The 25,677-nt window shown below is 50.9% G+C and carries 24 protein-coding genes; 14 read left to right on the top strand and 10 right to left on the bottom strand.

The window, feature by feature from the left end:
• The first annotated feature begins 1 nt into the window (after position 1).
• Both IMY23_RS05655 and IMY23_RS05650 read left to right on the top strand, forming a co-directional pair.
• Positions 2 to 955, top strand: coding sequence for a GDP-L-fucose synthase (locus IMY23_RS05655; RefSeq protein WP_192821150.1), 954 nt, complete (start codon positions 2 to 4; stop codon positions 953 to 955).
• An 86-nt stretch (positions 956 to 1,041) separates the two neighbouring features.
• Positions 1,042 to 1,932, top strand: coding sequence for a chain length determinant protein (locus tag IMY23_RS05650; RefSeq protein WP_192821149.1), 891 nt, complete (start codon positions 1,042 to 1,044; stop codon positions 1,930 to 1,932).
• Between the two features lie 98 nt (positions 1,933 to 2,030).
• Here the strand turns inward: IMY23_RS05650 and IMY23_RS05645 are convergent, their stop codons facing one another.
• The 10 genes from IMY23_RS05645 to IMY23_RS05600 all read right to left on the bottom strand — a co-directional run bounded on the left by IMY23_RS05645 (position 2,031) and on the right by IMY23_RS05600 (position 14,101).
• Positions 2,031 to 3,584 (bottom strand): bifunctional GNAT family N-acetyltransferase/carbon-nitrogen hydrolase family protein, encoded by a 1,554-nt coding sequence (locus IMY23_RS05645; protein WP_192821148.1) that lies wholly within the window; start codon positions 3,582 to 3,584, stop codon positions 2,031 to 2,033.
• 195 nt (positions 3,585 to 3,779) lie between these two features.
• Positions 3,780 to 4,433, bottom strand: a complete 654-nt coding sequence (locus IMY23_RS05640) for a 3-oxoacid CoA-transferase subunit B (protein WP_192821147.1) — start codon at positions 4,431 to 4,433, stop codon at positions 3,780 to 3,782.
• 30 nt (positions 4,434 to 4,463) lie between these two features.
• Positions 4,464 to 5,159, bottom strand: coding sequence for a CoA transferase subunit A (locus IMY23_RS05635; RefSeq protein ID WP_192821146.1), 696 nt, complete (start codon positions 5,157 to 5,159; stop codon positions 4,464 to 4,466).
• 88 nt (positions 5,160 to 5,247) lie between these two features.
• Positions 5,248 to 5,652, bottom strand: a complete 405-nt coding sequence (locus IMY23_RS05630) for a hypothetical protein (RefSeq protein ID WP_192821145.1) — start codon at positions 5,650 to 5,652, stop codon at positions 5,248 to 5,250.
• Positions 5,653 to 5,751: 99 nt separating this feature from the next.
• Positions 5,752 to 6,678 (bottom strand): bifunctional riboflavin kinase/FAD synthetase, encoded by a 927-nt coding sequence (locus IMY23_RS05625; RefSeq protein ID WP_192821144.1) that lies wholly within the window; start codon positions 6,676 to 6,678, stop codon positions 5,752 to 5,754.
• Positions 6,656 to 7,369: a tRNA pseudouridine(55) synthase TruB gene (gene truB, locus IMY23_RS05620; protein ID WP_192821143.1), complete on the bottom strand. Its 714-nt coding sequence runs from the start codon at positions 7,367 to 7,369 to the stop codon at positions 6,656 to 6,658. Before truB ends, IMY23_RS05625 begins: the two co-directional genes overlap by 23 nt.
• Positions 7,369 to 8,211: an undecaprenyl-diphosphate phosphatase gene (locus tag IMY23_RS05615; RefSeq protein WP_192821142.1), complete on the bottom strand. Its 843-nt coding sequence runs from the start codon at positions 8,209 to 8,211 to the stop codon at positions 7,369 to 7,371. Before IMY23_RS05615 ends, truB begins: the two co-directional genes overlap by 1 nt.
• Positions 8,211 to 8,432 (bottom strand): DUF3098 domain-containing protein, encoded by a 222-nt coding sequence (locus IMY23_RS05610; protein WP_192821141.1) that lies wholly within the window; start codon positions 8,430 to 8,432, stop codon positions 8,211 to 8,213. The genes IMY23_RS05615 and IMY23_RS05610 overlap by 1 nt, the downstream gene beginning before the upstream one ends.
• Before the next feature lie 12 nt (positions 8,433 to 8,444).
• Positions 8,445 to 9,341 (bottom strand): ABC transporter permease, encoded by an 897-nt coding sequence (locus tag IMY23_RS05605; protein ID WP_192821140.1) that lies wholly within the window; start codon positions 9,339 to 9,341, stop codon positions 8,445 to 8,447.
• Between the two features lie 95 nt (positions 9,342 to 9,436).
• Positions 9,437 to 14,101: a translocation/assembly module TamB domain-containing protein gene (locus IMY23_RS05600; RefSeq protein WP_192821139.1), complete on the bottom strand. Its 4,665-nt coding sequence runs from the start codon at positions 14,099 to 14,101 to the stop codon at positions 9,437 to 9,439.
• A gap of 6 nt (positions 14,102 to 14,107) precedes the next feature.
• Between IMY23_RS05600 and tsaD the strand changes: the two genes are divergently transcribed.
• From tsaD to IMY23_RS05540, 12 genes are all read left to right on the top strand, one after another.
• Complete coding sequence (tsaD, locus tag IMY23_RS05595; RefSeq protein WP_192821138.1) at positions 14,108 to 15,112, top strand: tRNA (adenosine(37)-N6)-threonylcarbamoyltransferase complex transferase subunit TsaD; 1,005 nt, start codon at positions 14,108 to 14,110, stop codon at positions 15,110 to 15,112.
• A 453-nt stretch (positions 15,113 to 15,565) separates the two neighbouring features.
• Positions 15,566 to 17,008 (top strand): M14 metallopeptidase family protein, encoded by a 1,443-nt coding sequence (locus IMY23_RS05590; RefSeq protein ID WP_192821137.1) that lies wholly within the window; start codon positions 15,566 to 15,568, stop codon positions 17,006 to 17,008.
• 57 nt (positions 17,009 to 17,065) lie between these two features.
• The gene (locus IMY23_RS05585) at positions 17,066 to 18,139 is read left to right on the top strand and encodes a DUF1611 domain-containing protein (RefSeq protein ID WP_192821136.1); all 1,074 of its coding nucleotides are present in this window, start codon (positions 17,066 to 17,068) and stop codon (positions 18,137 to 18,139) included.
• The gene (locus tag IMY23_RS05580) at positions 18,136 to 19,215 is read left to right on the top strand and encodes a mandelate racemase/muconate lactonizing enzyme family protein (RefSeq protein WP_192821135.1); all 1,080 of its coding nucleotides are present in this window, start codon (positions 18,136 to 18,138) and stop codon (positions 19,213 to 19,215) included. The genes IMY23_RS05585 and IMY23_RS05580 overlap by 4 nt, the downstream gene beginning before the upstream one ends.
• 371 nt (positions 19,216 to 19,586) lie before the next feature.
• A complete protein-coding gene (locus IMY23_RS05575) occupies positions 19,587 to 20,819 on the top strand; it encodes a nucleoside recognition domain-containing protein (RefSeq protein WP_192821134.1) in 1,233 nt (410 codons plus the stop codon).
• A 138-nt stretch (positions 20,820 to 20,957) separates the two neighbouring features.
• Positions 20,958 to 21,176 (top strand): hypothetical protein, encoded by a 219-nt coding sequence (locus IMY23_RS05570; protein WP_192821133.1) that lies wholly within the window; start codon positions 20,958 to 20,960, stop codon positions 21,174 to 21,176.
• Between the two features lie 103 nt (positions 21,177 to 21,279).
• Positions 21,280 to 21,675 carry a thioesterase family protein gene (locus IMY23_RS05565; protein WP_192821132.1) on the top strand — a complete coding sequence of 132 codons (396 nt, stop codon included), beginning with the start codon at positions 21,280 to 21,282 and terminating at the stop codon, positions 21,673 to 21,675.
• On the top strand, positions 21,676 to 22,149 hold the full coding sequence (gene smpB, locus IMY23_RS05560; protein WP_192821131.1) for an SsrA-binding protein SmpB: 474 nt from the start codon (positions 21,676 to 21,678) through the stop codon (positions 22,147 to 22,149). It begins immediately after the preceding gene.
• A 666-nt stretch (positions 22,150 to 22,815) separates the two neighbouring features.
• The gene (locus tag IMY23_RS05555) at positions 22,816 to 23,592 is read left to right on the top strand and encodes a C40 family peptidase (protein WP_225986418.1); all 777 of its coding nucleotides are present in this window, start codon (positions 22,816 to 22,818) and stop codon (positions 23,590 to 23,592) included.
• Between the two features lie 95 nt (positions 23,593 to 23,687).
• Entirely contained in the window at positions 23,688 to 24,197 is a 510-nt protein-coding gene (locus IMY23_RS05550) for an HNH endonuclease (RefSeq protein ID WP_192821130.1), read from the top strand.
• Between the two features lie 222 nt (positions 24,198 to 24,419).
• Positions 24,420 to 24,866 (top strand): hypothetical protein, encoded by a 447-nt coding sequence (locus tag IMY23_RS05545; RefSeq protein ID WP_192821129.1) that lies wholly within the window; start codon positions 24,420 to 24,422, stop codon positions 24,864 to 24,866.
• Between the two features lie 204 nt (positions 24,867 to 25,070).
• Positions 25,071 to 25,427 carry a hypothetical protein gene (locus tag IMY23_RS05540; RefSeq protein WP_192821128.1) on the top strand — a complete coding sequence of 119 codons (357 nt, stop codon included), beginning with the start codon at positions 25,071 to 25,073 and terminating at the stop codon, positions 25,425 to 25,427.
• Positions 25,428 to 25,677: the final 250 nt, after the last annotated feature.

The following is a 25,677-nucleotide window of genomic DNA, read 5'->3' as shown; positions in this document are numbered from 1 at the left end:
CATGGAGAAGAACGCCAAAATTTACATAGCCGGCCACCGCGGAATGGTAGGGTCAGCCCTGTTAAGAAAGTTGCAGGAGGCTGGTTTTCATAACTTCATCCTCAGAACTTCGGCTGAACTAGACCTCAGAAACCAGGCGGCCGTTGAACGTTTTTTTGCCGAGGAACAGCCGGAGTATGTGTTTCTGGCAGCGGCCAAAGTGGGCGGCATTCACGCCAACAACACGCAGAAGGCCGAGTTTATCTATGACAACCTGCTTATTGAGGCCAACATCATTCACCAGAGTTACCAGCACAAGGTCAAGAAACTATTATTTCTGGGCTCCAGCTGTATTTACCCCAAGATGGCACCGCAGCCGCTTAAAGAAGAATATTTGCTCTCTGGGTATTTAGAGCCCACCAATGAGCCGTACGCCCTCGCCAAAATTGCGGGCATCAAACTATGCGAGGCTTACCGGAGCCAATACCAGTGCAATTTTATCTCCGTGATGCCTACCAACCTGTACGGCTATCATGACAATTATGACCTGCAGACATCGCATGTGTTGCCCGCGCTGCTCAGAAAGTTTCATGAAGCCAGACAGCAGCGCCTCCAGCAAGTGGAAATCTGGGGTTCCGGCAACCCTAAACGCGAGTTCCTGCACGCCGATGACCTGGCCGACGCCTGTCTGTTCCTGATGCAAACCTACAACGGCGCTGAGCCCATTAACATTGGCACCGGAGAAGATATTTCCATAAAAGACCTGGCTCTGCTTATTAAGGAAGTGACTGGCTTTCAAGGGGAATTGGTCTTCAATACTTCTATGCCAGATGGCACCCCCAGAAAGCTATTAGACGTGATCAGGTTGACTACCCTTGGCTGGCAGTATTCCATTGAGTTAAAACAGGGAATCACCCAGGTCTATGAAAGCCTGGATTGGCACAGTGAACCAACAAGCGTGTCTCTTACATCTTGATTAAATAAAGCATAATTTTTGGGGTAACATCCAAGTATTCTGGATATTGGCCACCAAGCAGTTCCCTTATTCTTTGGTACGTTTTTATGAATGACACAAAACAACCATCTGGTAAAGCAGATGATGAAATTGACCTGAGGTACTTCTTCGCTAAGATTGAAAGTTTTTTCCTGGCAATCTTCCGGGGCGTGAAACGGGCATTTTTCTCGTCGCTCCGTAACTGGGTGCTGGTAGCTGGGATCGCGTTTTTTGGTGCCTGCGCGGCCTACGCCATTTTTAAACTTCAAAGGCCCACCTACACCTCATCCATGACGGTGGTGCTCAGTGAACTTCGCAATGATTTTGTGGAAGGCCTTATTAAAAATCTGGAGGTGATGGTGAAGGAAGGCAACACCCTGGCACTCTCCAAAACCTTGAAAATAAGTGAGGCTTCGGCAGAGCAGATAGAATCTATCAAGTTCTTCAACATTGACGCCCACCGGGTGCCTGAAGACAGCGTGTTGTTGGGAGGTCCGTTTGGGGTACAGGTGACTTCTTACCAAAACAACTTGTTTGACTCACTGGAAGTTGGCATTGTGAATTACGTGGAAACAAACCCGTATTTTAACCGGATGAAAACCATTAAACGTGATTACCTGCAGACGTTCATAGATAAACTGACCCTGGACTTACGTTCCATTGACAGCCTGAGAACCACGGTGGCTAATCCCAAAGCGTCTGGTTCTGGATTTGTGTATGGCAGTGCCGTAGACCCTACCAATCTATATAGGCAGAGCGTGGAAATTCTGGAGAAACGCACCAATTTTGAAGGGCAGTTAAAACGTGTAGATAATCTGCAGGTTGTCAACAGCTTCGTACCGCACAAATGGCCGACGGGCCCAAACCGCAACTTGCATCTATTACTAGGTGCTTTGATTGGTGGCTTGCTTGGGTTAACTATGGCCTTGATTAAAGATTCACGGAAAGGAATTCTGTAAACATTTTTCCGTTTTCGGGCTCATTTCGGGAAATGAGCCCGAAAACGGAAAATCCAATAAAAAAGAGAGGGTGCCCATTGGGCACCCTCTCTTTTTGCTTAAATCTCGGTTAAATCGTCTTCTTTCTGGTGCAGCCAGCTCAGGTTGTACAAGTCCTTTCTACGGTCACGCAGGTTGCGGACGCTGCCGGTGGTGTTCAGGTCTTTGAGCAAGTCCAGATCCAGATCGGCAATCAATGTCATCTCCGTATTGGGCGTGGCCTCGGCAATGATGGCATCATGCGGAAACGCCACGTCTGACGGCGAGAACACCGCTGACTGCGAATACTGGATGTCCATGTTCTCCACGCGCGGCAAGTTACCCACGCTGCCTGTGATGGCCACGTAGCACTCGTTTTCAATGGCGCGGGCTTGGGCGCAATGACGAACACGCAGATACGCATTCTTGGTATCTGTCTGGTAAGGCACGAACAAGACTTTCATTTCCTGGTCAGAGAGCATACGCGCCAGTTCCGGGAACTCCACGTCATAGCAGATCAAAATACCAATCTTCCCGAAGTCAGTGTCAAACACATTCAGCTTATTTCCGCCGCGCATTCCCCAATAGTGAGCTTCATCTGGCGTTACGTGCAGCTTGTATTGCTTGTCATAAGTCCCGTCTCTTCGGCAGAGGTAGCTTACGTTGTGCAACTTGTTCTCAATGTACTCAGGCATGCTGCCCGCAATAATGTTGATGTTGTAAGAAAGCGCCAGGTGAATCAATTTCTCCCGAATGCCATCTGTATATTCCGCCAGTTTTCTGATGGCTGCAGAGGGCGATTTTTCATCAGTGAGGGCCATCAAAGGCGCGTTGAAGAACTCGGGGAACAAGACCATGTCTGCCTTGTAAGAACTCACCGTGTCCACGAAAAACTCCAGCTGCTGCTCAAAATCCTGCAGGGAATTCATCTGGCGCATCTGCCACTGAATCACGCCAATACGCACCACTTTCTTGGTTCCGCCTACCAGCGTTTCCTTTTCTTCATAGTACACGTTAATCCACTCCAGCAAAGACGCATAGGCTTTAGATTCCTTGTCCTGGGGCATGTAGCCTCTAATGATCTTTCTAACGTGGAAGCCATTGCTGAGCTGAAAGGTGAGGATCGGATCGTAGATTTCCTTGTTCCGGACCTGCTCAATGTACTTGCCCGGCGTCATCTTGTCTGAATGCTCTTTGTAGCCCGGTATGCGGCCACCTAAGATGATGCCGCGCAGGTTCAGATTCTCACAGAGTTCCTTACGGGCATCATACAAACGGCGGCCCAGGCGTAGGTTGCGGTATTCTGGGTGTACAAAAACGTCAACTCCATACAGCGTGTCGCCGTCATCATCATGGGTGTCAAACTTTCCGCCACCGGTTATTTTTTCATAGGTGTGCTTGTCGCCGTACTCAGAGTAATCAACAATTAAGCTCAGCGCGGCGGCCACCACGCGGCCTTTGTCTTCAATACACAATTGGCCGTCTGGGAAGCGCTTAAGCAGCGAGTTAAACTCTTTACTGGTCCAGGAGCCGCCAATGGTGGTGTAGACCAGTTCCATAATCTGTTTCACCTCTTTGTAGTCGGCGGAGGTGAGGGGCCGAAGGATTAATTTATGTTCTGTAGTTTCACTCATAAGTAAAGGATTGGGGGCACGTAAAAATTGACTTAGCGCCCGTGATGGCCTGGTGTTTCCGGCGAAAATCTAGACGAAATAATACGCAAAGATACGGTTCCCAAATCAGTCCCCGGTATTTTTCCGTTTTTGGCTTCGTTTCCAGAAATGAGCCCGAAAACGGACCTGTTCCGCCGTCTTCTAGAACGAAAAAAGCTAGACTATAATTTCCGGGATGTCGCCTTCAATGATTAAATTCCCTTCAGTGGCAGCCTGAATCTGTTCTACCGACACGCCCGGTGCGCGCTCCAGCAGTTTAAAGCCCTCTGCGGTTACCTCCAACACCGCCAAATCTGTCACAATTTTCTTCACGCAGTTAAGGCCGGTGATGGGCAGCGAGCAATTTTTCAAAAGCTTGGATTGTCCGTCTTTGGAAGTGTGTTGCATGGCCACAATAATGTTCTTGGCCGAGGCCACCAAATCCATAGCGCCGCCCATGCCTTTCACCATCTTGCCCGGAATCTTCCAGTTGGCAATATCGCCGCGCTCAGAAACTTCCATGGCACCCAGAATGGTCAACTGCACGTGCTCGCCCCTGATCATGGCAAAGCTCTCCGCTGAACTAAACAGCGCCGAGCCGGGCAAAGTAGTCACCGTCTGCTTGCCCGCATTAATCAAATCTGGGTCCACCTGGTCCTCAGTAGGGAAGGGGCCCATGCCCAACAGCCCGTTTTCAGACTGCAACACCACGTTCATTCCTTCGGGAATATAGTTGGCCACCAAGGTGGGTATTCCTATTCCCAGGTTCACGTAAAACCCGTCCTCTACTTCCTGGGCAATTCTTTTCGCTATTCCGTGTTTATCTAGCATACTATTTTTATCAATTTGGAGATGTGAAGACTAGGAACGCACCGTCCGTTGCTCAATGCGTTTCTCGTAGTCTTTGCCTTGGAAGATGCGTTGCACGTAAATGCCGGGCGTATGGATCATGTTGGGATCCAATTCGCCCACGGGCACTAATTCCTCTACCTCGGCAATAGTGATGTGGCCGGCGGTGGCCATCATGGGGTTGAAGTTGCGGGCGGTGCCTTTGTAGATGAGGTTACCGGCGGTATCGCCTTTCCAGGCTTTCACGATGGAAAAATCGGCCTTGAGCCAGTTTTCCATGAGGTACATTTTGCCGTGGAATTCGCGGCTTTCTTTGCCTTCACCTACCTCGGTGCCGTAGCCGGCCGGGGTGAAAAACGCTGGGATTCCGGCGCCGCCGGCTCTGATTCTTTCGGCTAGGGTGCCCTGTGGAATCAGTTCCACTTCCAGCTCTCCGGACAGCAGTTGACGCTCAAATTCGGCATTCTCACCTACGTAGCTGGAAATCATTTTCTTCACCTGGCGCTGCTGCAGCAGCAAACCTATGCCAAAATCATCTACCCCGGCATTGTTGGAGATGCAGGTTAGGTCTTTCACGCCCAGGTGCAACAGTTCATTAATGGAGTTCTCGGGAATACCGCACAACCCGAACCCGCCCAGCATGAGCGTGGCCCCTGAAGGGATGTCATGGCAGGCGGCGGCGGCGTCTTGTACTACTTTATTGATCATAGAAATATAGATAGTAGAATGGAATGCAATAGGAAAAGCCGTTTTTAGGCTCGTTTCTGAAAATGAGCCCGAAAACGGAAAGGTAAAATCAAGGAATTCTCCTAGAGGACATCATGCCGCCAAAGAAAGCCATGGGCACAAAGACCACCACGGCGGCCACCACAAACCAGATGGGGTGGGGCATCATCCAGAGGTTCGTAATCCCGAACAAGAGCAGGATAATCCCGACCGCCAAAGCATGACCGATAGGTTTACCAGGTGCGTAACGCGCACCCAGCATACCGCCAAAGAAAGAACCGAAGGCATAGGCCAGCAGCACCAGCAACAACATGCCAGCGGGGGCCTGCTCCAGGTAAGAAGCCATGGCCACTGAATCATTGGACGTTAAACCGGCGGGCAACGGGTACACCTGCGACCCAAGGTATTGAATGACGCCAATGGTGAACACGCCCAGGGCGGTGCCGCCCAGAACAGAAAGAATGCTTTTGAACATGCCTGTGGAGTTGAATGAAACAAACCCAAACCTGGTTAGACTGCCTGCCCCGCTATCTCTTTCGTGAAAGTCTGAGGTGAAGTTACGGAATTCGTAAATTTATCCTAACAGGTGTAAGGCATTCTGTTGGTCCAGGTGCAGTTGTTGGGTGAGTTCCTCCAGGGAGTTGAATTTTGCCTCGGGCCTGAGGTAGGCGGTAAATGCAATGGTGATTTCCTGGCCGTACAGGTCTTGGTTGAAGTCAAAAAGGTGCACTTCAATGGTCTGGTGCGTTCCGTTGACGGTGGGGTTGGTACCAATGCTGAGCATGGCTTTGTGTTCGCCCTGGCGGGTGGTGACCCTGGCCGCGTACACGCCCTGCGCCGGAATCAATTTGAGCTTTTCAGAGACCTGCACGTTGGCCGTGGGGTAGCCAATGGTTCTGCCCAGTTGCCTGCCCTGCACCACGGTTCCTGATAAGGAATAGGGCCTACCCAGATAACGGGCAGCCGTGGCTACTTCTCCTTTCTCCAGGGCTGTTCTTATTTTGCTGGAGCTTACGCCTACTTCGTCAATGTCCTGGCGGGGAATTTCCTCCACCTCCAGGCCGTACCGGGCGGCGTTCTGCTGCAGGTAGTCAAAACCACCCTCGCGGTTTTTGCCGAAGCGGTGGTCATAGCCAATCACCAGTTTTTTGGTGTGCAGCGTGTCTAAAATAATCTGTTGGATGTATTCCTCAGAACTGAGTTGGGCGAATTCTTTGGTGAAGGGCAATATCAGCAAGTAGTCGACTCCCAGTTGTTCCAGGGCGGCAATGCGTTCTTCAATGGTAGAAAGCAGGCGCAGTGAATCATCTTCGGGGTTTAGGACCGTGCGCGGATGGGGCCAGTAGGTGAGGACCACGCTTTGCCCGTTGCTTTGGCGCGCCGCCTCCGTTAACCTTGACAGGATTTTCTGGTGCCCCACGTGTACTCCGTCAAAAGTACCCGACGTGACCACAGCGCCAGACAACTCTGGAAATTGGCTAAGCTCCCGTATGACCTTCATTCTGGGGTATAAGTTGGTCACGCAACGCCTGCAATTGCTCCAGGTTCATGGCATCTTCCAGGCGATAGTCACCAATGCGCGTGCGGACTAATTTAGATAAATACGCGCCACAACCCAGCTTCTCGCCTAAATCACGGGCCAGGCTTCTGATGTAGGTTCCTTTGGAGCAAACCACTTTAAAAGACACCATATTGCCTTCCATGGAGGTAATCTCGAAGCTTTTGATGGTGATTCGTTTGGATTTAATATCGGCCTCCCCGCCACTGCGTGCGATGTTGTAGGCGCGCTGTCCGTTCACTTTCACTGCCGAGTAGATGGGCGGCACCTGGTCTATTTCGCCTTCAAAAGAAGCGGCGGCGGCTTTGATGTCGGCCTCGGTGAGATGCTCCGTGGGAGAGGTGCTGTCAATTTCGGTTTCCAGGTCAAACGAAGGTGTGGTGTGGCCTAAAACCAGTTGCCCGGTGTATTCTTTTTCCTGGGCCTGGATCTCCTCAATGCGTTTGGTGAATTTACCGGTACACATAATCAGCAAGCCGGTGGCCAAAGGATCTAAAGTGCCCGCGTGGCCAATCTTTTTAATCTTGAGCGCGAATTTCGTTTTCTTTACCAGGTCAAAAGACGTCCAGGTTAACGGTTTGTCCAATAACAGGATGGCGCCTGCCTCAAAGTCATACAAAGCTTCTTCCTGCATTACACTAATTGAATGTCTACGCCCAGGGCTAATAAGATAAGGATCACCAGCCCCAATAAAATTCGGTAATAGCCAAACAGCTTGAAGCCGTGCTTGGTCAGAAAGCCCACAAAGAACTTAATGGCGGCCATGGCTACCAAAAAGGCCACCACATTGCCTATTGCCAGCGCTTGCCATTCCTGGGTGGTGATGGCGGCAAAGCTTTCCTGAATTTTAGGTATGTTAAACATCACCACATCAGAAATTTCCAGATGCAGCAGATCTTTGAGCACGCTGTAGGAAGCAGCAGCCAACATGGTGGGCACGGCCATAAAGAATGAGAACTCCGCCGCTGATTTACGGGTCATGCCCTGGGTCAAACCGCCAATAATGGAGGATGCTGACCTGGAAACCCCCGGAATCATGGCCAAACACTGGAACAAGCCAATCACCAGCGCATTTTTGTAACTTGGCGTGGTCACGGGGTTTTCCCGGTCTGTGAACCATTTGTCCACGAAGATGAGGATCGCGCCGCCCACCAATAAACTGATGGCCACAATCTCTACGCGTTCCAGCATGGCGTCAATAGCGTCTTTCACCATGAACCCAATGGCCAGCGCCGGAATTACCGCCACCAGCAGTTTCTTGTAGAAGTCAAAGGAATTGATGAACCGTTTCCAGTACAGCACCACCACAGACAAGATGGCCCCAAACTGTATGGTGACCGTGAACATCTTGGTGAACTCAAAGGCACTGATGCCCATAAGGCTGGACGCAATGACCATGTGTCCGGTAGAGGAAACCGGCAGAAATTCAGTGAGCCCCTCCACAATGGCGAGGATGATGGCGTGCCAGATATCCATTAAACGTCTTTACGGGGTTTGGCAAAAATGGCGAAGAACTGAATGATGAAGCCCACCATCAGCACAATTGGCCCTAATGTGAGGCCTAAGAAACCATACCCGTACGGCTCAGAGTCCATTGCCATTAAAATGAAACCAATGGCCATTACTGCCAGGCCCAGCAACATGATTTGGTAATTGCGCTTGCCAAAAGCAAAGGGCGTCCGGTTCTGATTTTCCATATAGGGTATAGCTTAATATAAATCGTCTAAAGAGGATCTGAGGTATTTTCTCACGGAGCGGTAGGAACTCAGGAAACCCAGCACGCCGCCCAGCACCAATAGCGCCACCAGCAAGAGCATGATTTGTTTTTCGTCACGGAGTAGGTAGAGTTCGCTCATCTCATGGTACACATACTGCAGCAAGCCAAACAAAAGCCCAGCGGCCAGCAAGCCACTCACAATACCCTGAAAAATGGCCCGGTTCAAGAAGGGTTTCTGTATGAAAAACGAAGTGGCGCCCACTAACTGCATGCTCCTGATTAAGAACCGTTGGGAGAAAAGCGCCAATTTAATGGTGTTGTTAATCAGAATAATCACCACCAGCACCAGAATTCCGGCGAAGGAAATCAACAGAATGCTCAGCTTGTTCAGGTTTTGGTTGATGGAGTCAATCAGGCTCTCCACGTATTCCACTTCGTACACTCCCACAGTGTTCTGCAGGTCATGCTTTATTTTTTTAAGCTGGGCTGAAGTGGCGAATTCTGGGTTTACGCGCAGAATAAAGGCATCGCGCAGCGGGTTTTCGCCCAAAAAGGTTAGGAAGTCTTCGCCGCTTTCTTCAATGAATTCTTTGGCGCCCTGCTCTTTGGAGAAGAACGTGACCTGCGGCTCAGAGGCATGATAGGCAATGTATTCTTTGCGGGCCAGCGTCTTTTTCAGCTTCTCCACCTCCAAGGGCGTGATGTCACGGTCCAGGTAGACTTGCACTTCAATGTTCTCCTTGACCAGGTTTGAGAGTTTCTTGGCATGGATGAGGAGCAAGCCAAACAGGCCTATCACAAAAAGCGCCAGGGTAATGCTGAAGATCACCATGGTGTGCGGGTAATTGCCCAGCTTTTTCTTACGCGTATGTTTGAGCGGTTTAGCCATAGAGGTGTGTGGCTGCAAAAATATGCATTTATTTAGAACATGCAGGGGTAGGGTTCCGTTTTTGGCCTCATTTCCGGAAATGAGGCCAAAAACGGCTATTCTTTTTTCACCGGCAACACGGGCGTGCGCTCATCATCAGAGACAACCGGGGTCTGGGTTTCCTGCACCTGGCGTGCTTTCCTGCTTAAGCGCCTACGGCTGAACAGCTCCTTGAAGTTGTCAAAGTTGGCCTGGTGCAGCACACTCACCGTCTGCCTGGAGGTAGTGATGTTATTGGCGAAATCGCGCGGCGTAGTCTGGTGCGTGATCCGTAATCGTAACTGACCGTTCTTGCTGATGTAGTACTCCGCTGACAAATCTCCAATGGTGTTGGTACGGCCATTGGGGCCATACTGGGTGTTGTTCACGCTGCCCTCACGGGTTATGCGCAAGCGGCCTTCCAAAAAGGTATAGCTCAACCGCAGCTGCACGTCATTAAAGGCCTGGTCGCCGTAGCCGCTCACCCCAATGTCTACTTCCAGGTTATTGTCAATCTGGGAGAGCCAGTAGCTGAGCTGGTTGGAGAACAGTTCGCCCACGCTGCTGCCTAAATCGCCTACCAAGCCCACCTGGAATTCGGCTTCATCGGTGAGCCGTTTAAAGGCTAGCAGCGAAAATACCTGCCGGTTGAGTTCCTGTTCATCATTTCTGATGCGGTTGAGGTAGCTGCTCAAGCGGTCTTCCAGCAGGTTGGGCGTGTCATTGAATTCTAGGTTCAGCCTGATTTGGGGGGTGGTGAGAGGGCCATCCAGGTCCATCACCGCTGTAACTGGGTACCGTATTTGGGCGGCATTTCGTCTTTCTGCGTCTGTCTGGGCAGAGCTTCCCAGAATGGGCTCCAGGGACACGCGTTGGGTGTAGGTGGCCGTCACCCGCAAGTTGCCGTCCAGCGGGTCGCCGTTCCAGGTTACGGTACCACCGGGACGCACGTTGAATTCTTTGTTCACAATGCCCAGCATGGTGAAGTTGTAGCGCCCTTGCACAATTTCATAGGTGCCGTACATGGAGAATTCGCCGCGGGTGTCAATGACCATTCTGATGTTGCCCCGGCCCCGGCCCCGGATGATGTCCCCGGTGCGTTCGTCAAAAATCAATTCTATGTAGGCGTTTTCATCCACCTCCAAGTTAAAGTCCAGGTTAATGCCGCTCAGGTCCACAGATTTCTGCACCACCTGGGCCACGGTCTTCACAGTGTCAATTACGGCGGGGTTCTCACTGTTGAACGTGATGAAATTCTGCCGCTCCAATGAGGTGGTGTTGTCCAGCGGGATAAATATGCTGGAACCGGTCTCACTGCGGGCGTTGATTTTGACCTCTAAATTGGAAACGGCGCCCAAAGCAGTCATGTCACCAGAGGCGAAGGCGGTGCCATAGTACAAGGGGTTGTCATTGCGGGTGGTGTTGAGCACCATAAACCGGTTGAACCGCGCCTTCAAATCCAGCACAATATCATCAAACCCGTTATGGAAAATGCCGCCGTTCAAGATGGCCGTGTTGTTGTAAATATCTCTTACCCTTATGTCCCTGAAAGAAATATCATTCTCTGTGAAATATACCCGGTCAGAGAAGAAGTATTTGGTTTTGAGGTAATTGAAGACAAAAGAACCGTCGGTGACCAGCACGGAGCCTTTTAAGACAGGGCCGGAGAGCCTGCCGGAAATGCGCACCCGCCCGTCCATGGTACCGCCCATGTCTGACATAATGGTTTTGAGCAGCGGTTCCACCAGTTTGATTTGGGCATCATCCATCACGGCCAGTAAATCCAGTTCCTGGTCGCCGCCTTTGGGGTTGAAGGCGCCAGTGAGGGTCAACACTTTTTGTTCATTGCGGGAAATGCCCAAGTCCACGTTCATGCGGTTAAGGGCGCTTTCCCAGATGGTGTTGCCCGCCACGTTGCCAATGTAAATGTTGTCCACCAACAGCGAGTCCACGGCCAGTTTGGAGGAGAAGTGAATCTCGGTGTACAGGTCTTTCAGCTGGACCTCGCCGTTCAGGTTGCCGTTGATTTTAGTGGTCAGCAGCGGGTTGAGGTTATCAAGGGTGAAATTGGTGAGTTTGATGGTGAGCTGGTCATTGGGATTGCGCGACACCACCCCGAACAGATTGATGCTCTGCGGCCCGTTAGAGAAAGTGACATTGTCAAAGCGTATGGCCCCGTTGGCGAACACAATGGTGTTATTGGGCGAAATGGTCCAGACTTTCTCCAGCACATTGATGTTGGACCGGTTGAACACCACGCGTATGTTGTCTTCCTCAAAAGCCACGCTTCCGCTGATGTTGGCTCTGTTGGTGGTGCCGGTTTGCGCAATGTTGCTGGAAAAATTAATCAAACGCTCGCTCCACACGGCTTCCACATACAGATTCTCGGTGGCACCGGCGCTGCCCAACACTTGCCGCTCAGAGGTAACCACGGCATTGGCCAGCACGTCTGGGCTGTTCCAAAGCTTAGAAGAGGTTAGTTCCACGCGGTTCTGGTAAAACAGGTTATCATCCACCTTTACCGTATCTACCAAGCCCACCAGTTCCAGAATGGTGGTAGGGCCATTCCGGAAAGAACCTTCCAGGCGCGTGAAATCTGAGATGGAAACAGAAGGGGCGAAGGTTCTCAACAACGGATTAATCTGCCTGAGATGCACATCTAACTCAATTTCGTATGCCGTAGGCGGCATGAGCGGTTTGCGGCGGTAGTAGTTCTCAATGGCCAGCGGGTTGTTCTGGAGGTTCAGGCGGTATTCCTCGTACAGCGTCTGCAGGTCTTTGAAAAACGTGGAATACTTGAAGTTTCCGCCCGCCCGCAAGGCCAGTATCTCAGAACCCACGTGCAGTTCGCGTATGCCATCATGGAAATGTGATTCAATGGTGAGGGAGTCAATGGCTACCTCACGGCCTTCATACTGTATTTTAGAATTCTTGAATTTGGCCAGCCCGGCAATTTTGTCAAGCTCAATGCCTGTGAAATCCACATCTGCCTGGGTTTGGATGACCAGAGGCTGTTCAGTGAGTCCCAACTTTAAAAGGTCTGCTTTTCTGATGTTGGCGTTGAGGTCAAAAATCTGCTGGTTGTTCTGCAGGTTAATGGTACCGGAGGCGTTCATGGCCAGGTTGGGATCATTGATCTTGAAATCACCACTGAACGTCTCGCGGCTCAGGTCGGCGTCAACTACCATGTTCCGGAAGCGATAGTCATATAAGTGCAATGAATTGATGCGCGCATCAACGTGCAGTTTGGCGGTTTTCAAGGTGAAGCCGCTGCCTTGCACGCGCCCGTCCATGGACACTGATTTGACCACGCTTCTGTCACCTAATAATCCGCCCACGTCAAACCCGGCCGTCTGCAGATAGCCTTTGTAAGAAGAGTGATTGGCGTTTTTCTTGTCGAATTTCAGGTTGATGTCTGACACCAGTTTGCCCAGGGGCGTGTCAAACTTGCCGTTGGCCACAAAGTCATTGTAGAAGCCTATGAAGGCGCCTTCTAGTTTAATGGTGCCCGCCCTAGAGGAGATAGGGTACGCGTGGGCCGGAATAAACTTCTTTAAATCACGGGCATTGATGGTGCTGGCTTCCAGTTCCAAATCTGCGAACGTGTTCTTGAAATCTGGCAAACCGCGGGCACTCACATCGCCTTTAATATGAGTGAACTGCCCATATTTTATGTCCACGTCCTGCGCCCGGAAATTATTGACCCAACCTTTGGCTTTCCCCGATAACAGTACTTTTTCGTCCCACCCTTTGAGCGCGTCATTGAACATGGAGATGTCATCTGAGGTCACGTAGGTGCTGTCAAAATCAGCGGTCACGTGCACGCTGTCGTTGAAGTCCACAAAATTCCCGAAGCGGTTGTAGTCAAACCGGACAAACTTGGCCAGATGACTGTTGTTCACGCGCAGGTTCAAATCGCCCCATTCCCAAAAGGTGGGGGCGTAGACCATCTTGGTGTCCAGACGCTTCAGAAACGTCTTTGATTTTTTGTCTTGCGCCGTAAGGCCGGTGATTTGGGTGTGAATGGTGTCACCTTTAATGTCAATAGCTGAGAAACGGCCGTTGATGCGCTCTAAATCCAGGTGGTCATAGTCAAGGCCGTAGTCAGTAAACGGCAGGTTATAGTCATGGTAGGTGAAGTGCCCGTTCTTAATTTCCAGCGCATCAATCATGAATTTGAAAGGCTGCTGGTCTTGCGCGGTGTCTTGCGTGATCAGGTTGCCCAATGACCGGATGAACGTGCTCATGTTCAAAGAGTCTGAGCCTTTGTATTGAATCAGATTAGCCTCTGGGTTGGTGAGCGTGAGCGTGTTTATGTCCAGGCGGTTAGCATCAAGCCGAAGGTAAGGGATAGCCAATACTTTGTTTTCCGTGACCGGAATTCGCCATTTATCAAAGGTGAAGAGCCGGAAGAAACCAATATCGGCTTCAGTTTGGCCAATGAAAAAGAGGGTTTTGTTCTGGCGGTCCAGCACGCGCACGCTATCCAGCACCACGGTACTGAAGAACTTTATGTCAACGCGGGCGATGGTTACTTTGTGGTTGATGGTTTCAGATAAGATGGAGGCAGCTTTCTGGGCTATGCGCGTCTGCACCTTCGGGAAGCGGAGCGCAATGGCCAAGCCTCCCACCAACAGCACCACCAAGATAACCAAGCCCAGGATTATTTTTAACAGCCCTTTTGCTATACCTTTGGGGTAGTTTTTCTGTACCTTTTGCGTCTCTTGGTCGTGCGTCTCCAACGGAATATGAACCCTACTATCTTAGCGATTGAATCATCCTGTGACGAAACATCTGCGTCTGTCATTCAAAACGGACGGGTGTTGTCTAACATTGTGGCTACCCAGGCTATTCATGAGCAATACGGTGGCGTGGTGCCGGAGTTGGCCTCCAGGGCGCACCAGCAAAACATCATTCCCGTGGTTTCCCAGGCGCTGCAAAAAGCAAATATAGCAAAAAGCCAATTAGATGCGGTGGCTTTTACCCGCGGTCCCGGACTTTTAGGCGCGCTGTTGGTAGGCTGTTCGTTTGCCAAGTCCTTCGCGCTGGGCCTGAACCTGCCATTAATTGAGGTGAACCACATGCAGGCGCATATTCTGGCCCATTTTATTGATGAACCCGCGCCCAGTTTTCCGTTCCTATGTTTGACCGTGAGCGGCGGCCACACCCAGATTGTGCTGGTGAAAAGCCACTTAGACATGGAAGTTTTGGGCCAAACCACTGATGATGCCGTGGGCGAAGCATTTGATAAATCTGCCAAACTCCTGGGCTTGCCGTACCCCGGCGGCCCAATGCTAGACAAACTGGCCGCTACCGGTGACCCAACTAAATTCACGTTCCCCATTGTGAACCTGCCCGGCTATGATTTTTCGTTCAGCGGAATTAAGACTAGTATTTTAAACTTCGTGAAGAAGAACAGTGCCGCGCAGCCAGATTTTATAAAAGAGAACCTAGCCGACATCTGCGCCAGCATTCAAAGTGCCTTGATTCAAACCTTGATGAAGAAACTGCACCTGGCAGCCAAGGAAACCGGCATCAAAGAAATTGCCATTGCCGGCGGGGTTTCGGCCAACTCTGGTTTGCGCGCCACTTTGCAGGAAGCGTCTAAAAAGTACGGCTGGAACGTGTACCTCCCCGCCTTTGAATACTGCACCGACAATGCCGCCATGATTGCCATGTCTGCGCATTTTCAATACCTGGCCGGAGATTTCACCACCCAATACGCCAGCCCAGACCCCAGATTAAAAGTCTGATAATTGTTTCCTGCGTTTCCGTTTTTGGCTTCATTTCCAGAAATGAGCCCGAAAACGGAAATTTGAAATGCGTGGTAGAGACAAGGCCCTGCCTTGTCTCTAGGGTGGAGGTTCCGACTGCTGTTGCTCAAAAGACCTCGTAGTGTGCGCAGTTCCTGCGAGTGTCTGTGCCAATTCCTGTTTTTGCCTTCATTTTCAGAAACGAGCCCGAAAACAGGAATTTTGTTTCCGACCCAACCCAAAATTCATTACTCAAAAAGCCTTTCTTTGAGAAAAGTCTCAGTACTTACGTTAAAAATTTTAATTTCATTTCCGTAAGCCGAAATAGGTGCTTACATTAACCGCAGCTTTGGGCGAACTCTAGAAAAGAGGAAATGCACAGGACCAAAACAAAGTGGCTAAATGCTGGCTTCAGAGTTTATGAGGAAACTACTTTTATACATTTTTCTTTTCATGACACTTCCGGCGGCACAGTGCCAGACCGTGGCGCCTGCGCAGGTGGCCAAGCTGGCGTTTGACGAACATGTGAACCACAAAGAACCCACCCTGCAGCACCGTAGGTTCAAGCACAAAGACGTGGTGCCCTTGCTCCGGAACCTGGCCAAGGAACCGCGGTTTGAGGTGAAGGTGGCCGGGAAGTCGGTGGAGAACCGGGATATTTACTTGGTGAAAATAGGCACCGGCCAGACCAAGGTGTTGCTGTGGTCGCAGATGCACGGCGATGAAGCCACGGCCACCATGGCGCTGTTTGACTTGTTCAAGCTGCTGCAGAACCCCGGCAAGTTGGAAGGCACGGTGCAAGAAATTCTTCAGAACCTGACCTTGTACTTTGTGCCCATGCTCAACCCAGACGGAGCCGAGGTTTTCACGCGCCGCAATGCGCTGGGCCTTGACCTGAACCGCGATGCGCTCCGGCTGCAGAGCCCCGAGGCGCGCCTGCTCAAAAACCTGCAGCAAAGCCTGAAGCCCGAATTCGGGTTTAACCTGCATGACCAGAGCCGCTATTACACCGTGGGCGCCACCGCCAAACCAGCTACTATTTCGTTTCTGGCCCCGGCCTTTGACTTCGCCCAGACGGTGAACCCCGTGCGGGACCGCGCCATGCGCACCATTGTGGGCATGAATGAAGGCTTGCAGCAATTGATTCCGGGCCACGTGGCAAAATATTCAGATGAACATGAACCGCGCGCCTTCGGTGATAATATTCAGAAATGGGGAACCAGCGTCATCTTGATTGAATCGGGCGGCTACCAAAACGACCCTGAGAAACAGGTGATTCGGCAACTCAACTTCGCCACCATTTTGAGCGCTCTGCATCTGATTGGGAACAAAGGCTACGAGAAGTATAAACTGGAAGACTATTTCAAAATTCCTCAGAACGAACGCAACCTCTTTGACCTGGTAATCCGGAACGTGCGCTACCAGGACAAAAACCGCGACACACTTATGGACATTGGTATTAATCGAGACGAATTAAGCGCGCAACTACCCGATGGCTTTTACCGCCGCAGCTCCGTGGAAGAGATTGGTGACATGCGCGTGTTTTATGGCTACGAGGAACTGGACGGTCAAGGACTCACCATGCATCCCGGCAACGTATTTCCCACCCCGCTGAAGGACGTGAGTGAACTGACCTGGGAACGTGCCCAAACTTTATTGGCCGAAGGCTACACCACCGTTAAAATCACCAACCGTCTGGCCAACCTGAACCCCACGCTTTTACCGCTCAACCTGCTGGCCGCCAACCAAACCGCCAACCACAGCCTGGCCCTGGAGAAACAAGCCAACTTTATCTTGAAAGACGCTTCTGGCGCTGTGAAATACGCTATTGTGAATGGCTTTGTCTATAAACTGGGCGAACCCAAACCGGCAGTATTTCATGGAGCTGTTTTATAATTCAAATTCAACCTGACTAACGAAACCAAACGCTATTCCCTAAACCTCTTTACCATTATGGACGGAAATGCCATCATTCTCACCGACGGGCTCTTACATCATTATCCCGCCAAAACTGCCCATGGCCTTATCAGGGGCACAGAGCGCTACAACATCATTGGCGTTATTGACCACGTCTCGGCGGGCAAAGACGCCGGCGAGGTGGTAGACGGTACCCATCGCAACATTCCGGTGTACCCAGATTTGGCTTCGTTTCTGAAACAGAGCCCGGAAACGGCGCAATACTGCCTGGTGGGCATCGCCCCGAAGGGCGGCAAGCTGCCCGCCACCATGAAAACCACCGTGGCCGAAGCCATGGGAAACGGCATCAACATTGTGAGCGGTCTACACGAGTACATCTCTGACATGCCAGATTTGGCGGACCTCGCCAAGCAACACAACGTGCAAATAATTGACGTGCGCAAGCCCAAACCCAAGAGCGAACTCCATTTCTGGACCGGTAAAATCAAAGACCTGCCCGCCCCGCGCGTGGCCGTGCTAGGAACCGATGTACGCATGGGCAAACGCACCACCACGCGCCTTTTGACCCAAGCCGCCGAGGCCGCTGGTCTCAAAGCCCAAATGATTTTCACCGGCCAAACCGGCTGGATGCAGGGCAGGGGCAAAGGCTTCATCCTGGATTCTACCTACAATGATTTCGTGTCCGGCGAACTGGAGCACGCGCTGTTGGCCAGCTATGAAGAGCACCAACCCGACGTATTTTTTGTGGAAGGTCAGGCGGCTTTGCGCAATCCCAGCGGCCCGTGTGGCTCTGAATATCTGGTGTCTGGCCAAATGAAATACGTGGTGTTGCAGCATGCGCCTGCCCGTATTTTCTTCGATGACAATGAAACGATGGGCATCAAGATTCCACCCATCTCCACGGAGATTCAGTTGATAGAACTCTATGGCGCCCAAGTGATTGCCGTGACGTTGAATACCGCCGGACTTTCTCTGGAGGAAGCCCGCGCCTACCAACAGCAATATGAAGCCGAGTTGAATCTGCCGGTAATTCTTCCGCTGGAAGACGGCGTGGACCGCATCATTGACCTGGTGAAAGAAGTGGTAGTGAAGGAAGAAGCCGCCGTATGAAGATAAAAGAAATCAACGTCTGGAAAGCAGATTTAGAACTCACGCGTCCGTACACCATCGCGTTTAAAACTGTTTCTGCGGTAGAGAATGTGCTGGTGGAACTGGTGGCCGAAAACGGGTTGACCGGCATTGGTGCTGGCAACCCCAGCAAAGAAGTGGTGGGCGAGGCGCTGTCTTCCACCTGGGCCGCCCTGCAACCCGAGAATCTGGAATGGCTCAAAGGCCGCGACCTGCGCGAGTACCAATTGCTCTGCGAGGAACTGGCCGTTAAATTCCCAAAGAACCCCGCCGCCCGCGCCGCGCTGGATATTGCCCTGCATGATTTGTTCAGCAAGTACCTGGGCGTGCCACTGGTTTCTTTCTTAGGCCAGCAATTGAAAGAACTGCCCACCAGCATCACCATCGGGATAAAAAATGTAGCCGAAACAGTGGAGGAAGCCGAGGAATACGTGGGCCGTGGCTTTACGCATTTAAAGGTGAAAACCGGCGAAACCGTGGAGCAGGATTTGGAGCGTCTGGTGAAGTTGCGCGAAGTGTTCGGGCAGAAAGTCACCATCAGGATTGACGCCAACCAAGGCTACACCGCCACTGACCTGGAAACCTTCTGCGCCCGGTCTGCTAATCTTAACATTGAATTGATTGAGCAGCCGCTCAAAGCTGCCAACATTGACGATTTACGCGCCCTGCCCGCCGCCGTGAAAGACCTGGTAGCCGCCGATGAATCATTGCTGAGCCCGTATGATGCGTTTAAATTGGCATCTGCGCCGCGCGCCTGCGGCATCTTCAACATTAAATTGATGAAGTGCGGCGGTGTGTACGCAGCGCGGCAGATTGCCACCGTGGCCAACCTCTCAGACATTGATTTGATGTGGGGTTGCAACGATGAAAGCATTGTGAGCATCAGCGCCGCTTTGCACGCCGCCTTCTCCTGCGCCAACACCAAATACATTGACTTAGACGGAAGTTTGGATTTGGCCCGTGACGTGGTTTCTGGTGGATTTACCATTGAAAACGGCATCATGCGCCCCAACGGCAAAATTGGTTTGGGCGTGGAGCGTTTGGCGGAGTTGGTGTAAAGGCAAGGCTTGTGTTTCCGTTTTCGGGCTCTGTTTTGCAAATAAAGCTGAAAACGCAACGGCCCCGTCCCTTCTCCCTCTGGGAGAAGGTTAGGATGAGGGAGAAATTTTGGAGTAAACCTTTAATTGAAATGCTTACACCCTCACCCTAACCCTCTCCCTGGGGGAGAGGGGATTTCTCGGTTTCCGTTTTCGGCTTCATTTCCAGAAACGAGGCCAGAAACGCATTTTTTTCCTCGTGAGAAATATCTCCTTTAGTAAATTTACCTATCAAAACCGCCGGTCTTATTACAGGTCGGCGGTTTTTTTGAGGCAGATGTGTATCTTCCGCACTTCAACCTTTCTACCCAACCTAGCAAACCTTTTTTTCAATGGTCTTAAATTATCTGTGGGCGGCGTTTTTCATCATCGCGTTCTGCATTGCGCTTTTTCGGCTTATCTTTTTCCAGGACATCGAGATTTTTCAGAAGATGGTCACCAGCACCTTTGACAACGCCAAAACCGGCTTCGAGATTTCATTGGGCCTCACCGGCGTGATGACGCTGTGGCTGGGCTTGATGAAAGTGGGAGAGAGGGGCGGCATCATCGCCATATTTGCGAAGTTAGTGGGGCCGTTCTTCAACCGTCTGTTCCCGGAATTGCCTAAGAATCACCCGGTGTTCGGTTCTATCTTGATGAACTTTTCGGCCAACATGCTGGGGCTGGACAACGCGGCTACGCCTTTGGGTTTGAAAGCCATGAAGGAGATGCAGGAACTCAACCCAGAGAAGGAAACGGCCAGCAACGCGCAGATTATGTTCTTGGTGCTCAACACGTCGGGCCTGACCATTATTCCCATCAGTATTATGGTGTTCAGGGCGCAGTTGGGCGCGGCAGACCCGTCAGATATCTTCATTCCTATTCTGCTGGCCACGTTTTTCTCCACTACGGTGGGCTTGATTACCGTAGCACTTTACCAGCGTATTAACCTGCTCAACCCCGTGATTCTGGCGTATCTGGGTACCGTTTTGCTCTTTATCATTGGGCTGATTTATTATTTCAGCACCATTAGTCAGGAGCAGATAAGTATCATTTCGCAGGTAGCCAGCAACGTGATTCTGTTCACCATCATCGTGTCGTTTATTGCCTTGGCATTGGTCAGGAAAGTGAATGTGTACGAGGCTTTTATTGAAGGAGCGAAGGAGGGTTTCTCCACGGCCATCACCATTATTCCGTACTTGGTGGCTATTCTGGTGGCTATTGGCGTGTTCCGGGTGTCGGGCGCGCTGGACATGCTGGTGGACGGGCTGGGCTATCTTTTCAGTTTTACGGGCATGAACACAGATTTTGTGGAAGCGTTGCCGGTGGCTTTCATGAAACCGCTGAGCGGAAGCGGGGCCCGTGGACTCATGGTGGAAACGCTGAACACCTACGGCGTAGATTCGTTTGTGGGCCGCGTGGCTTCTACCATTCAGGGCTCCACCGAGACTACGTTCTATATCTTGGCGGTGTATTTTGGGTCGGTGGGCGTGCGCAAGACGCGGTATGCGCTCACCTGCGGTTTGCTCGCTGATTTGGCCGGTGTGATTGCGGCTATTTTGCTGGCGTACCTGTTCTTCTATTAAGATTTCCGTTTTTTGGCTTGTTTTCAGAAATGAAGCCGAAAACAGCTTTTATGAAGTATAAGAAAGTTGGTTAGGTATCTAAAGATGAAATTTCGCCGTATCTGTTAGAAAAGTATTCAAACTTAACCTGACAAAACGATGGCCAACGAAACCAATAAAAACCGAGACGACCGCAACGAGAAACTAGGCAAACCGGAGACCAGCAATACCAAAGCCTCCACCAACGAGCCCATCAACGGTGACACCTCAGATATTGCGCAAAACTTACGCGTGACTTCTGATGGCGGCGGACGCAAAGGCGGCGTAAGTTCTGAAGACGGCGGCCAGGAAGAAGGCAGTTCCGCCGGAAGCCACTAAGGTATCTCTCAGGATAAAAACAGCCTGGCCCAGCGCAAATGTGTGGGGCCAGGCTGTTTTGGTTTAAAAATTTGATGAACTTCGCGGCCCAAGCCCTGGCACCATGAAGCAGCTTTTCAAGACCGGCGATATTAAAACGTACCAGAAAACGGTTACTCCGGCAGATTTCGCACAGTTTGAGAGCGGTTTGGTGCATAACGTTTGCTCTACATTTGCCTTAGCGCAGGCCATGGAATGGGCCAGTCGCCTGTTTGTGCTGGAGATGATAAAGGAGGACGAGGAAGGCATTGGCACCATGCTGCACATTGACCACCAAAGCCCCGCATTTTTAGGCGAAACCTTGCACATAACGGCTGTTTACCAGGAACTGAAAGGCAATCAGTTGCTCTGCGAAATTCAGGTGAAAGCGGGCGATAGGCTGGTGGCCACCGGCCAAACCGGGCAGAAGATTTTGAAAAAAGAGAAGTTACGCGCACTTTTGATGCACAGACAATCCTAAATGGCGAAAGCGAAAGACAAAGACAGGCTCCAGAAATCGGTGAACATTTCTAACCGGCGGGCTTCCTATGAATACCAGTTCCTGGCCAAATACACGGCGGGCATCATGCTCAAAGGCACCGAAATAAAATCCATTCGTGAAGGCAACGTAAACCTGGCCGACGGCTACTGCGTGTTCAACGGCAACGAACTGTTTCTGCTGCAGGCCACCATCTCCAAATACACTGAGGGCACGCACTACAACCATGAACCCACCCGTGAGCGCAAACTTCTGCTCAACAAACGCGAACTCAAGCAACTGCGGGAAGGTATCACGGAACAAGGCGTCACCATCATCCCTACGCGTCTCTTCATCAGCGACCGCGGCTTCGCCAAAGTAGACATCGCCCTGGCCAAAGGCAAGAAACTCTATGACAAACGCGAAGACATCAAAGAACGCGACGTGAAACGTGAAATGGCGAGAGAGCGATTTTAATTAGGGATCAAGAATTAGGAATTAAGAATTAGGAATTGTTTTCCTGATATTATACCACTTTTTGTCATCCTGAAAGGACCATGTGGGCGAACATAACAGACCGTAACTAAACGCAGATTCTCCCCTTGAGGAACGTTTTAGGGCTGTTACCTTCTGCTGATTTACGCATTGCATTCTGTAGGGGCGTATCGCATATGCCCTTCCGCATTCTTGATTACCACGCATTTCGTCCCCCTTTGAAGGGGGTAGGGGGATGATCAAGCACGTGGAAGAAACATCAGCTTCAGGAATGGAACGATTTAGAACGATTCGCGGGAATGAATTTTATCTTCAATGTAAATCATCCCCCAACCCCCTTCAAAGGGGGACGATATGCGTGAAAAATCACTTTTGTGATATGCTCTCCAGGGTAAAAATCTCTCTGCAGAGCTACTCTCGCTGCCACAAACACCCCTCTACGCTCCCCTCAAGGGGAGAATCCGCGGTTGGCAAATGATGTTGAATAGGGCAAACAATTAATAATAACAACTCCCTGTTTTCGGCTCCATTTCCAGAAATGAGCCCGAAAACGGAATTGCCTTGTAGATATTCTCCCAGAAATTCAGAAATTGCTTCAGCATTCAAATAACACATCAGCACATTCATCAATTAGCACAATAAACGACCTTGAACTTCGGGATTTGTAAACTGAGCCTGGTGCCGGTACGCCGGGAACCTTCTGACAAAAGCGAGCAGATTTCGCAGCTGGTGTTTGGCGAGTGCTATGAAGTGCTCCAGACCCAGGAAAAATGGCTGCAGGTGCGCAACGCTCTGGATGACTATGAAGGCTGGATTGACCTGAAACAGCATTTCACCGTAACAGAAGCCTATTTTCAGGAATGGCTTGACGTGAAGCACCCACGGTCCATGGATCTTATCCAGACCGTGAGTGGGCCAGACGGCGTGACACCAATTGGCCTGGGAAGTGTGCTGCCGTTTTTTGACGGAATCAACCTGAGAGTGGGAGAAGAGCGGCTGGTGTACAACGGTCGGGCCTCAAACCCAGCCTTGCCGTACCGCGAGAATTTTCTGCAGAAGATTGCCCTTCAGTTTCTGAAAGCCCCATATGTGTGGGGTGGGAAATCGGTGTTCGGAATTGACTGCTCTGGGTTTGTGCAGCAGGTGTACGGCGTATGCGGCCACCAACTAAGGAGAGACGCGTACCAGCAGGTGGTGCACGGCCATGAAGTCCATTTCGTGAGCCAGGCCCGTCCCGGCGATGTGGCTTTTTTTGACAATGATGAAGGCCGCATCATTCACGTGGGCATTGTGCTGGAAGACCAGAAAATCATTCATGCCTCCGGCGAAGTGCGCATAGACCCCCTGGACCACCACGGCATTTACCACCGCGAGCGCAAGCGGTATTCGCACAAACTACGCATTATCAAACGCATCTTGTCTTAGAAAAAACTTCTTGGCGGCCTGGTGCTCAGGCAGGTATGCCTTTGCTTTAAGATTTTTCGTATCTTACCCAAAGCAATCACTCACCCGGGAAGCGTATGAAAGATAAGGTACTCTTACTGAACCAGGATTATTCAGCCATTGCCACCTGCACGCTGCACAAGGCCTTTGTGTTGCTGTACCTGGAGAAAGCTGAACTGATAGCCCAAGATGTGTTGAACGGGCTCCGGACCATCTCCAAAACGTTTCCCCGGCCGCTGGTCATCAGGCTGTACCGCTACGTGCGCGTGCCTTACAAAGGCATTTCGCTCACCCGCCAGAACATCATGCGCCGTGACGGTCACCAGTGCCAGTACTGTGGCGCCACCCGCAACCTCACCCTAGACCATTTAATTCCGCGCAGCCGAGGCGGCGAAAGCACCTGGTACAACCTCATCACGGCCTGTGGCCGCTGCAACTCCAGAAAAGGCGACCGCACCCCGGAGGAAATGGAAATGAAACTCTACCGAAAGCCCTATAAACCCACGCTGGTCTCTTTTCTGCGCGCCAGCATTCAAGAACTGGACCACGCCTGGATTCCATTTTTAAGTGAACGCGTAAAAGTGTAGATTGCTTTTATAAAAACTTATTATACCACCACCGGCATGGCTAAAACGTCCTCCTTCCTTATTGCCTTGTTCATGCTAGGGGCCACTGCTGGCCAAGCGCAGCACCACGCAACCCTAGATGACAATGGCAAAATACTTATCAGAAATAGATAGAATGCAGCGGCCAAGCCTTATATAATAGTTAAAACAGAACAAGGCGAGAAACCTGTCAGTGAATCTGAATTGCGCGCTATTAACCCAGATCAGATTGAGTCCATCCAGGTTTTCAAAGGAAAATCTGCCGTAGACCTTTATGGGGAAAAGGCGAAAGATGGCGCCATTGTCATTGAAATGAAAACTGATGCGGTCACCGTTTGGAAAGCCAAAAGTGAAAATGATAGTAAAGTTGCCGCTGCAATACGTCCTAAAACCATAACGCTCAAAAATTCTGTCGGGCCAATTTCTGATAAAAGTCCCTTGTACCTGGTAAAATCACCCACCGGCGACATTGCCCTCAAGCAGGAAATGTTAAAAACCATCAACCCAGAGTGGATCCAATCCATTGACGTGCTGAAAAGCGAAGCGGCCACCGCGCTCTATGAGGCCAACGGTAAGAACGGCGTGGTCCTGATTTCCATAAAACCCGCCCACCAGGCAGCCGTGGAGGAACTCCTTAAAAAGACGAACTAAAAAATCTGGTTTTTTCTAAAAAAATATATCTTTGAGGTACAAAACGGCACCACCGCCCCCATAGGTGCCGCAGGCGTTTCTGGCCTGTAAGTAATTCTAGCATAACGCTTTCCTGTTTTTGGCCTCGTTTTCAGAAATGAGCCCGAAAACGCATGTTCCGTTTTTTTGCGCCGCCACTACCTACCTAACCCTTAATTGATTTTTATGAAAAAAGTATTCTTTTTCCTGCTCCTGCTGGGGGCCTTGTGCGCTACAGAAGCGCAGGCGCAAGATGCCAACGCCAAACCTGTGAAAGTGAAATTCGGGAAGACGGTCTTGCACATTAACCCAGACGCCAAGATCTTCATGACACTGGAAGAGCGCCCCGTGGAGATTGAGCAAATGGCCCTTGACCAGATTGACCAAGCCTGGATTTTAGCCGCCGAAGCCTTGAAACCCGCCGACGCCCAGGAAGAATTTGGGGACAAAGCCACCTACGGCATTGTGCTGCTCACCATTGATAAAAAGTATGAGGCAGACGCACTCAAGATTATTCAAGATGTGAAGCGCCGGAAAATGTAAGTTGGTTAACTATCAACTATAAATATGTAGAGGCGTTTTGGGGCTCATTTTCAGAAAGGAGCCCCAAAACGCCTTTGATTTTTTAACGAAAACCGGCACCTAAAGAAAATAACTGCACTTGTAAGAAATGTGCCTGTATCTCAAGGATTTCAGCCAGAAAATTTTGTACCTTTGCGGCGCATTCAAGGCGGATGCCTCTGGCAACAGAGTATGTAATAGAAACTACGCCGGGCTCAGGGTTCTGGGGCAA

This window comes from Rufibacter sp. LB8, assembly GCF_014876185.1.
In the GTDB taxonomy this organism is placed as follows: domain Bacteria; phylum Bacteroidota; class Bacteroidia; order Cytophagales; family Hymenobacteraceae; genus Nibribacter.
This window is presented reverse-complemented; position numbering and strand designations above follow the sequence as displayed.

Coding starts and splice junctions, on each gene's coding strand:
- IMY23_RS05625 (WP_192821144.1), bottom strand. CDS start 6,678: ATGAAGGTCATACGGGAGCTTAGCCAATTTCCAGAGTTGTCTGGCGCT.
- IMY23_RS05610 (WP_192821141.1), bottom strand. CDS start 8,432: ATGGAAAATCAGAACCGGACGCCCTTTGCTTTTGGCAAGCGCAATTAC.
- IMY23_RS05570 (WP_192821133.1), top strand. CDS start 20,958: ATGGCCAACGAAACCAATAAAAACCGAGACGACCGCAACGAGAAACTA.
- smpB (WP_192821131.1), top strand. CDS start 21,676: ATGGCGAAAGCGAAAGACAAAGACAGGCTCCAGAAATCGGTGAACATT.
- IMY23_RS05540 (WP_192821128.1), top strand. CDS start 25,071: ATGAAAAAAGTATTCTTTTTCCTGCTCCTGCTGGGGGCCTTGTGCGCT.
- IMY23_RS05630 (WP_192821145.1), bottom strand. CDS start 5,652: ATGTTCAAAAGCATTCTTTCTGTTCTGGGCGGCACCGCCCTGGGCGTG.
- tsaD (WP_192821138.1), top strand. CDS start 14,108: ATGAACCCTACTATCTTAGCGATTGAATCATCCTGTGACGAAACATCT.
- IMY23_RS05650 (WP_192821149.1), top strand. CDS start 1,042: ATGAATGACACAAAACAACCATCTGGTAAAGCAGATGATGAAATTGAC.
- IMY23_RS05645 (WP_192821148.1), bottom strand. CDS start 3,584: ATGAGTGAAACTACAGAACATAAATTAATCCTTCGGCCCCTCACCTCC.
- IMY23_RS05580 (WP_192821135.1), top strand. CDS start 18,136: ATGAAGATAAAAGAAATCAACGTCTGGAAAGCAGATTTAGAACTCACG.
- IMY23_RS05565 (WP_192821132.1), top strand. CDS start 21,280: ATGAAGCAGCTTTTCAAGACCGGCGATATTAAAACGTACCAGAAAACG.
- IMY23_RS05585 (WP_192821136.1), top strand. CDS start 17,066: ATGGACGGAAATGCCATCATTCTCACCGACGGGCTCTTACATCATTAT.
- IMY23_RS05640 (WP_192821147.1), bottom strand. CDS start 4,433: ATGCTAGATAAACACGGAATAGCGAAAAGAATTGCCCAGGAAGTAGAG.
- IMY23_RS05575 (WP_192821134.1), top strand. CDS start 19,587: ATGGTCTTAAATTATCTGTGGGCGGCGTTTTTCATCATCGCGTTCTGC.
- IMY23_RS05635 (WP_192821146.1), bottom strand. CDS start 5,159: ATGATCAATAAAGTAGTACAAGACGCCGCCGCCGCCTGCCATGACATC.
- truB (WP_192821143.1), bottom strand. CDS start 7,369: ATGCAGGAAGAAGCTTTGTATGACTTTGAGGCAGGCGCCATCCTGTTA.
- IMY23_RS05615 (WP_192821142.1), bottom strand. CDS start 8,211: ATGGATATCTGGCACGCCATCATCCTCGCCATTGTGGAGGGGCTCACT.
- IMY23_RS05655 (WP_192821150.1), top strand. CDS start 2: ATGGAGAAGAACGCCAAAATTTACATAGCCGGCCACCGCGGAATGGTA.
- IMY23_RS05605 (WP_192821140.1), bottom strand. CDS start 9,341: ATGGCTAAACCGCTCAAACATACGCGTAAGAAAAAGCTGGGCAATTAC.
- IMY23_RS05550 (WP_192821130.1), top strand. CDS start 23,688: ATGAAAGATAAGGTACTCTTACTGAACCAGGATTATTCAGCCATTGCC.
- IMY23_RS05590 (WP_192821137.1), top strand. CDS start 15,566: ATGACACTTCCGGCGGCACAGTGCCAGACCGTGGCGCCTGCGCAGGTG.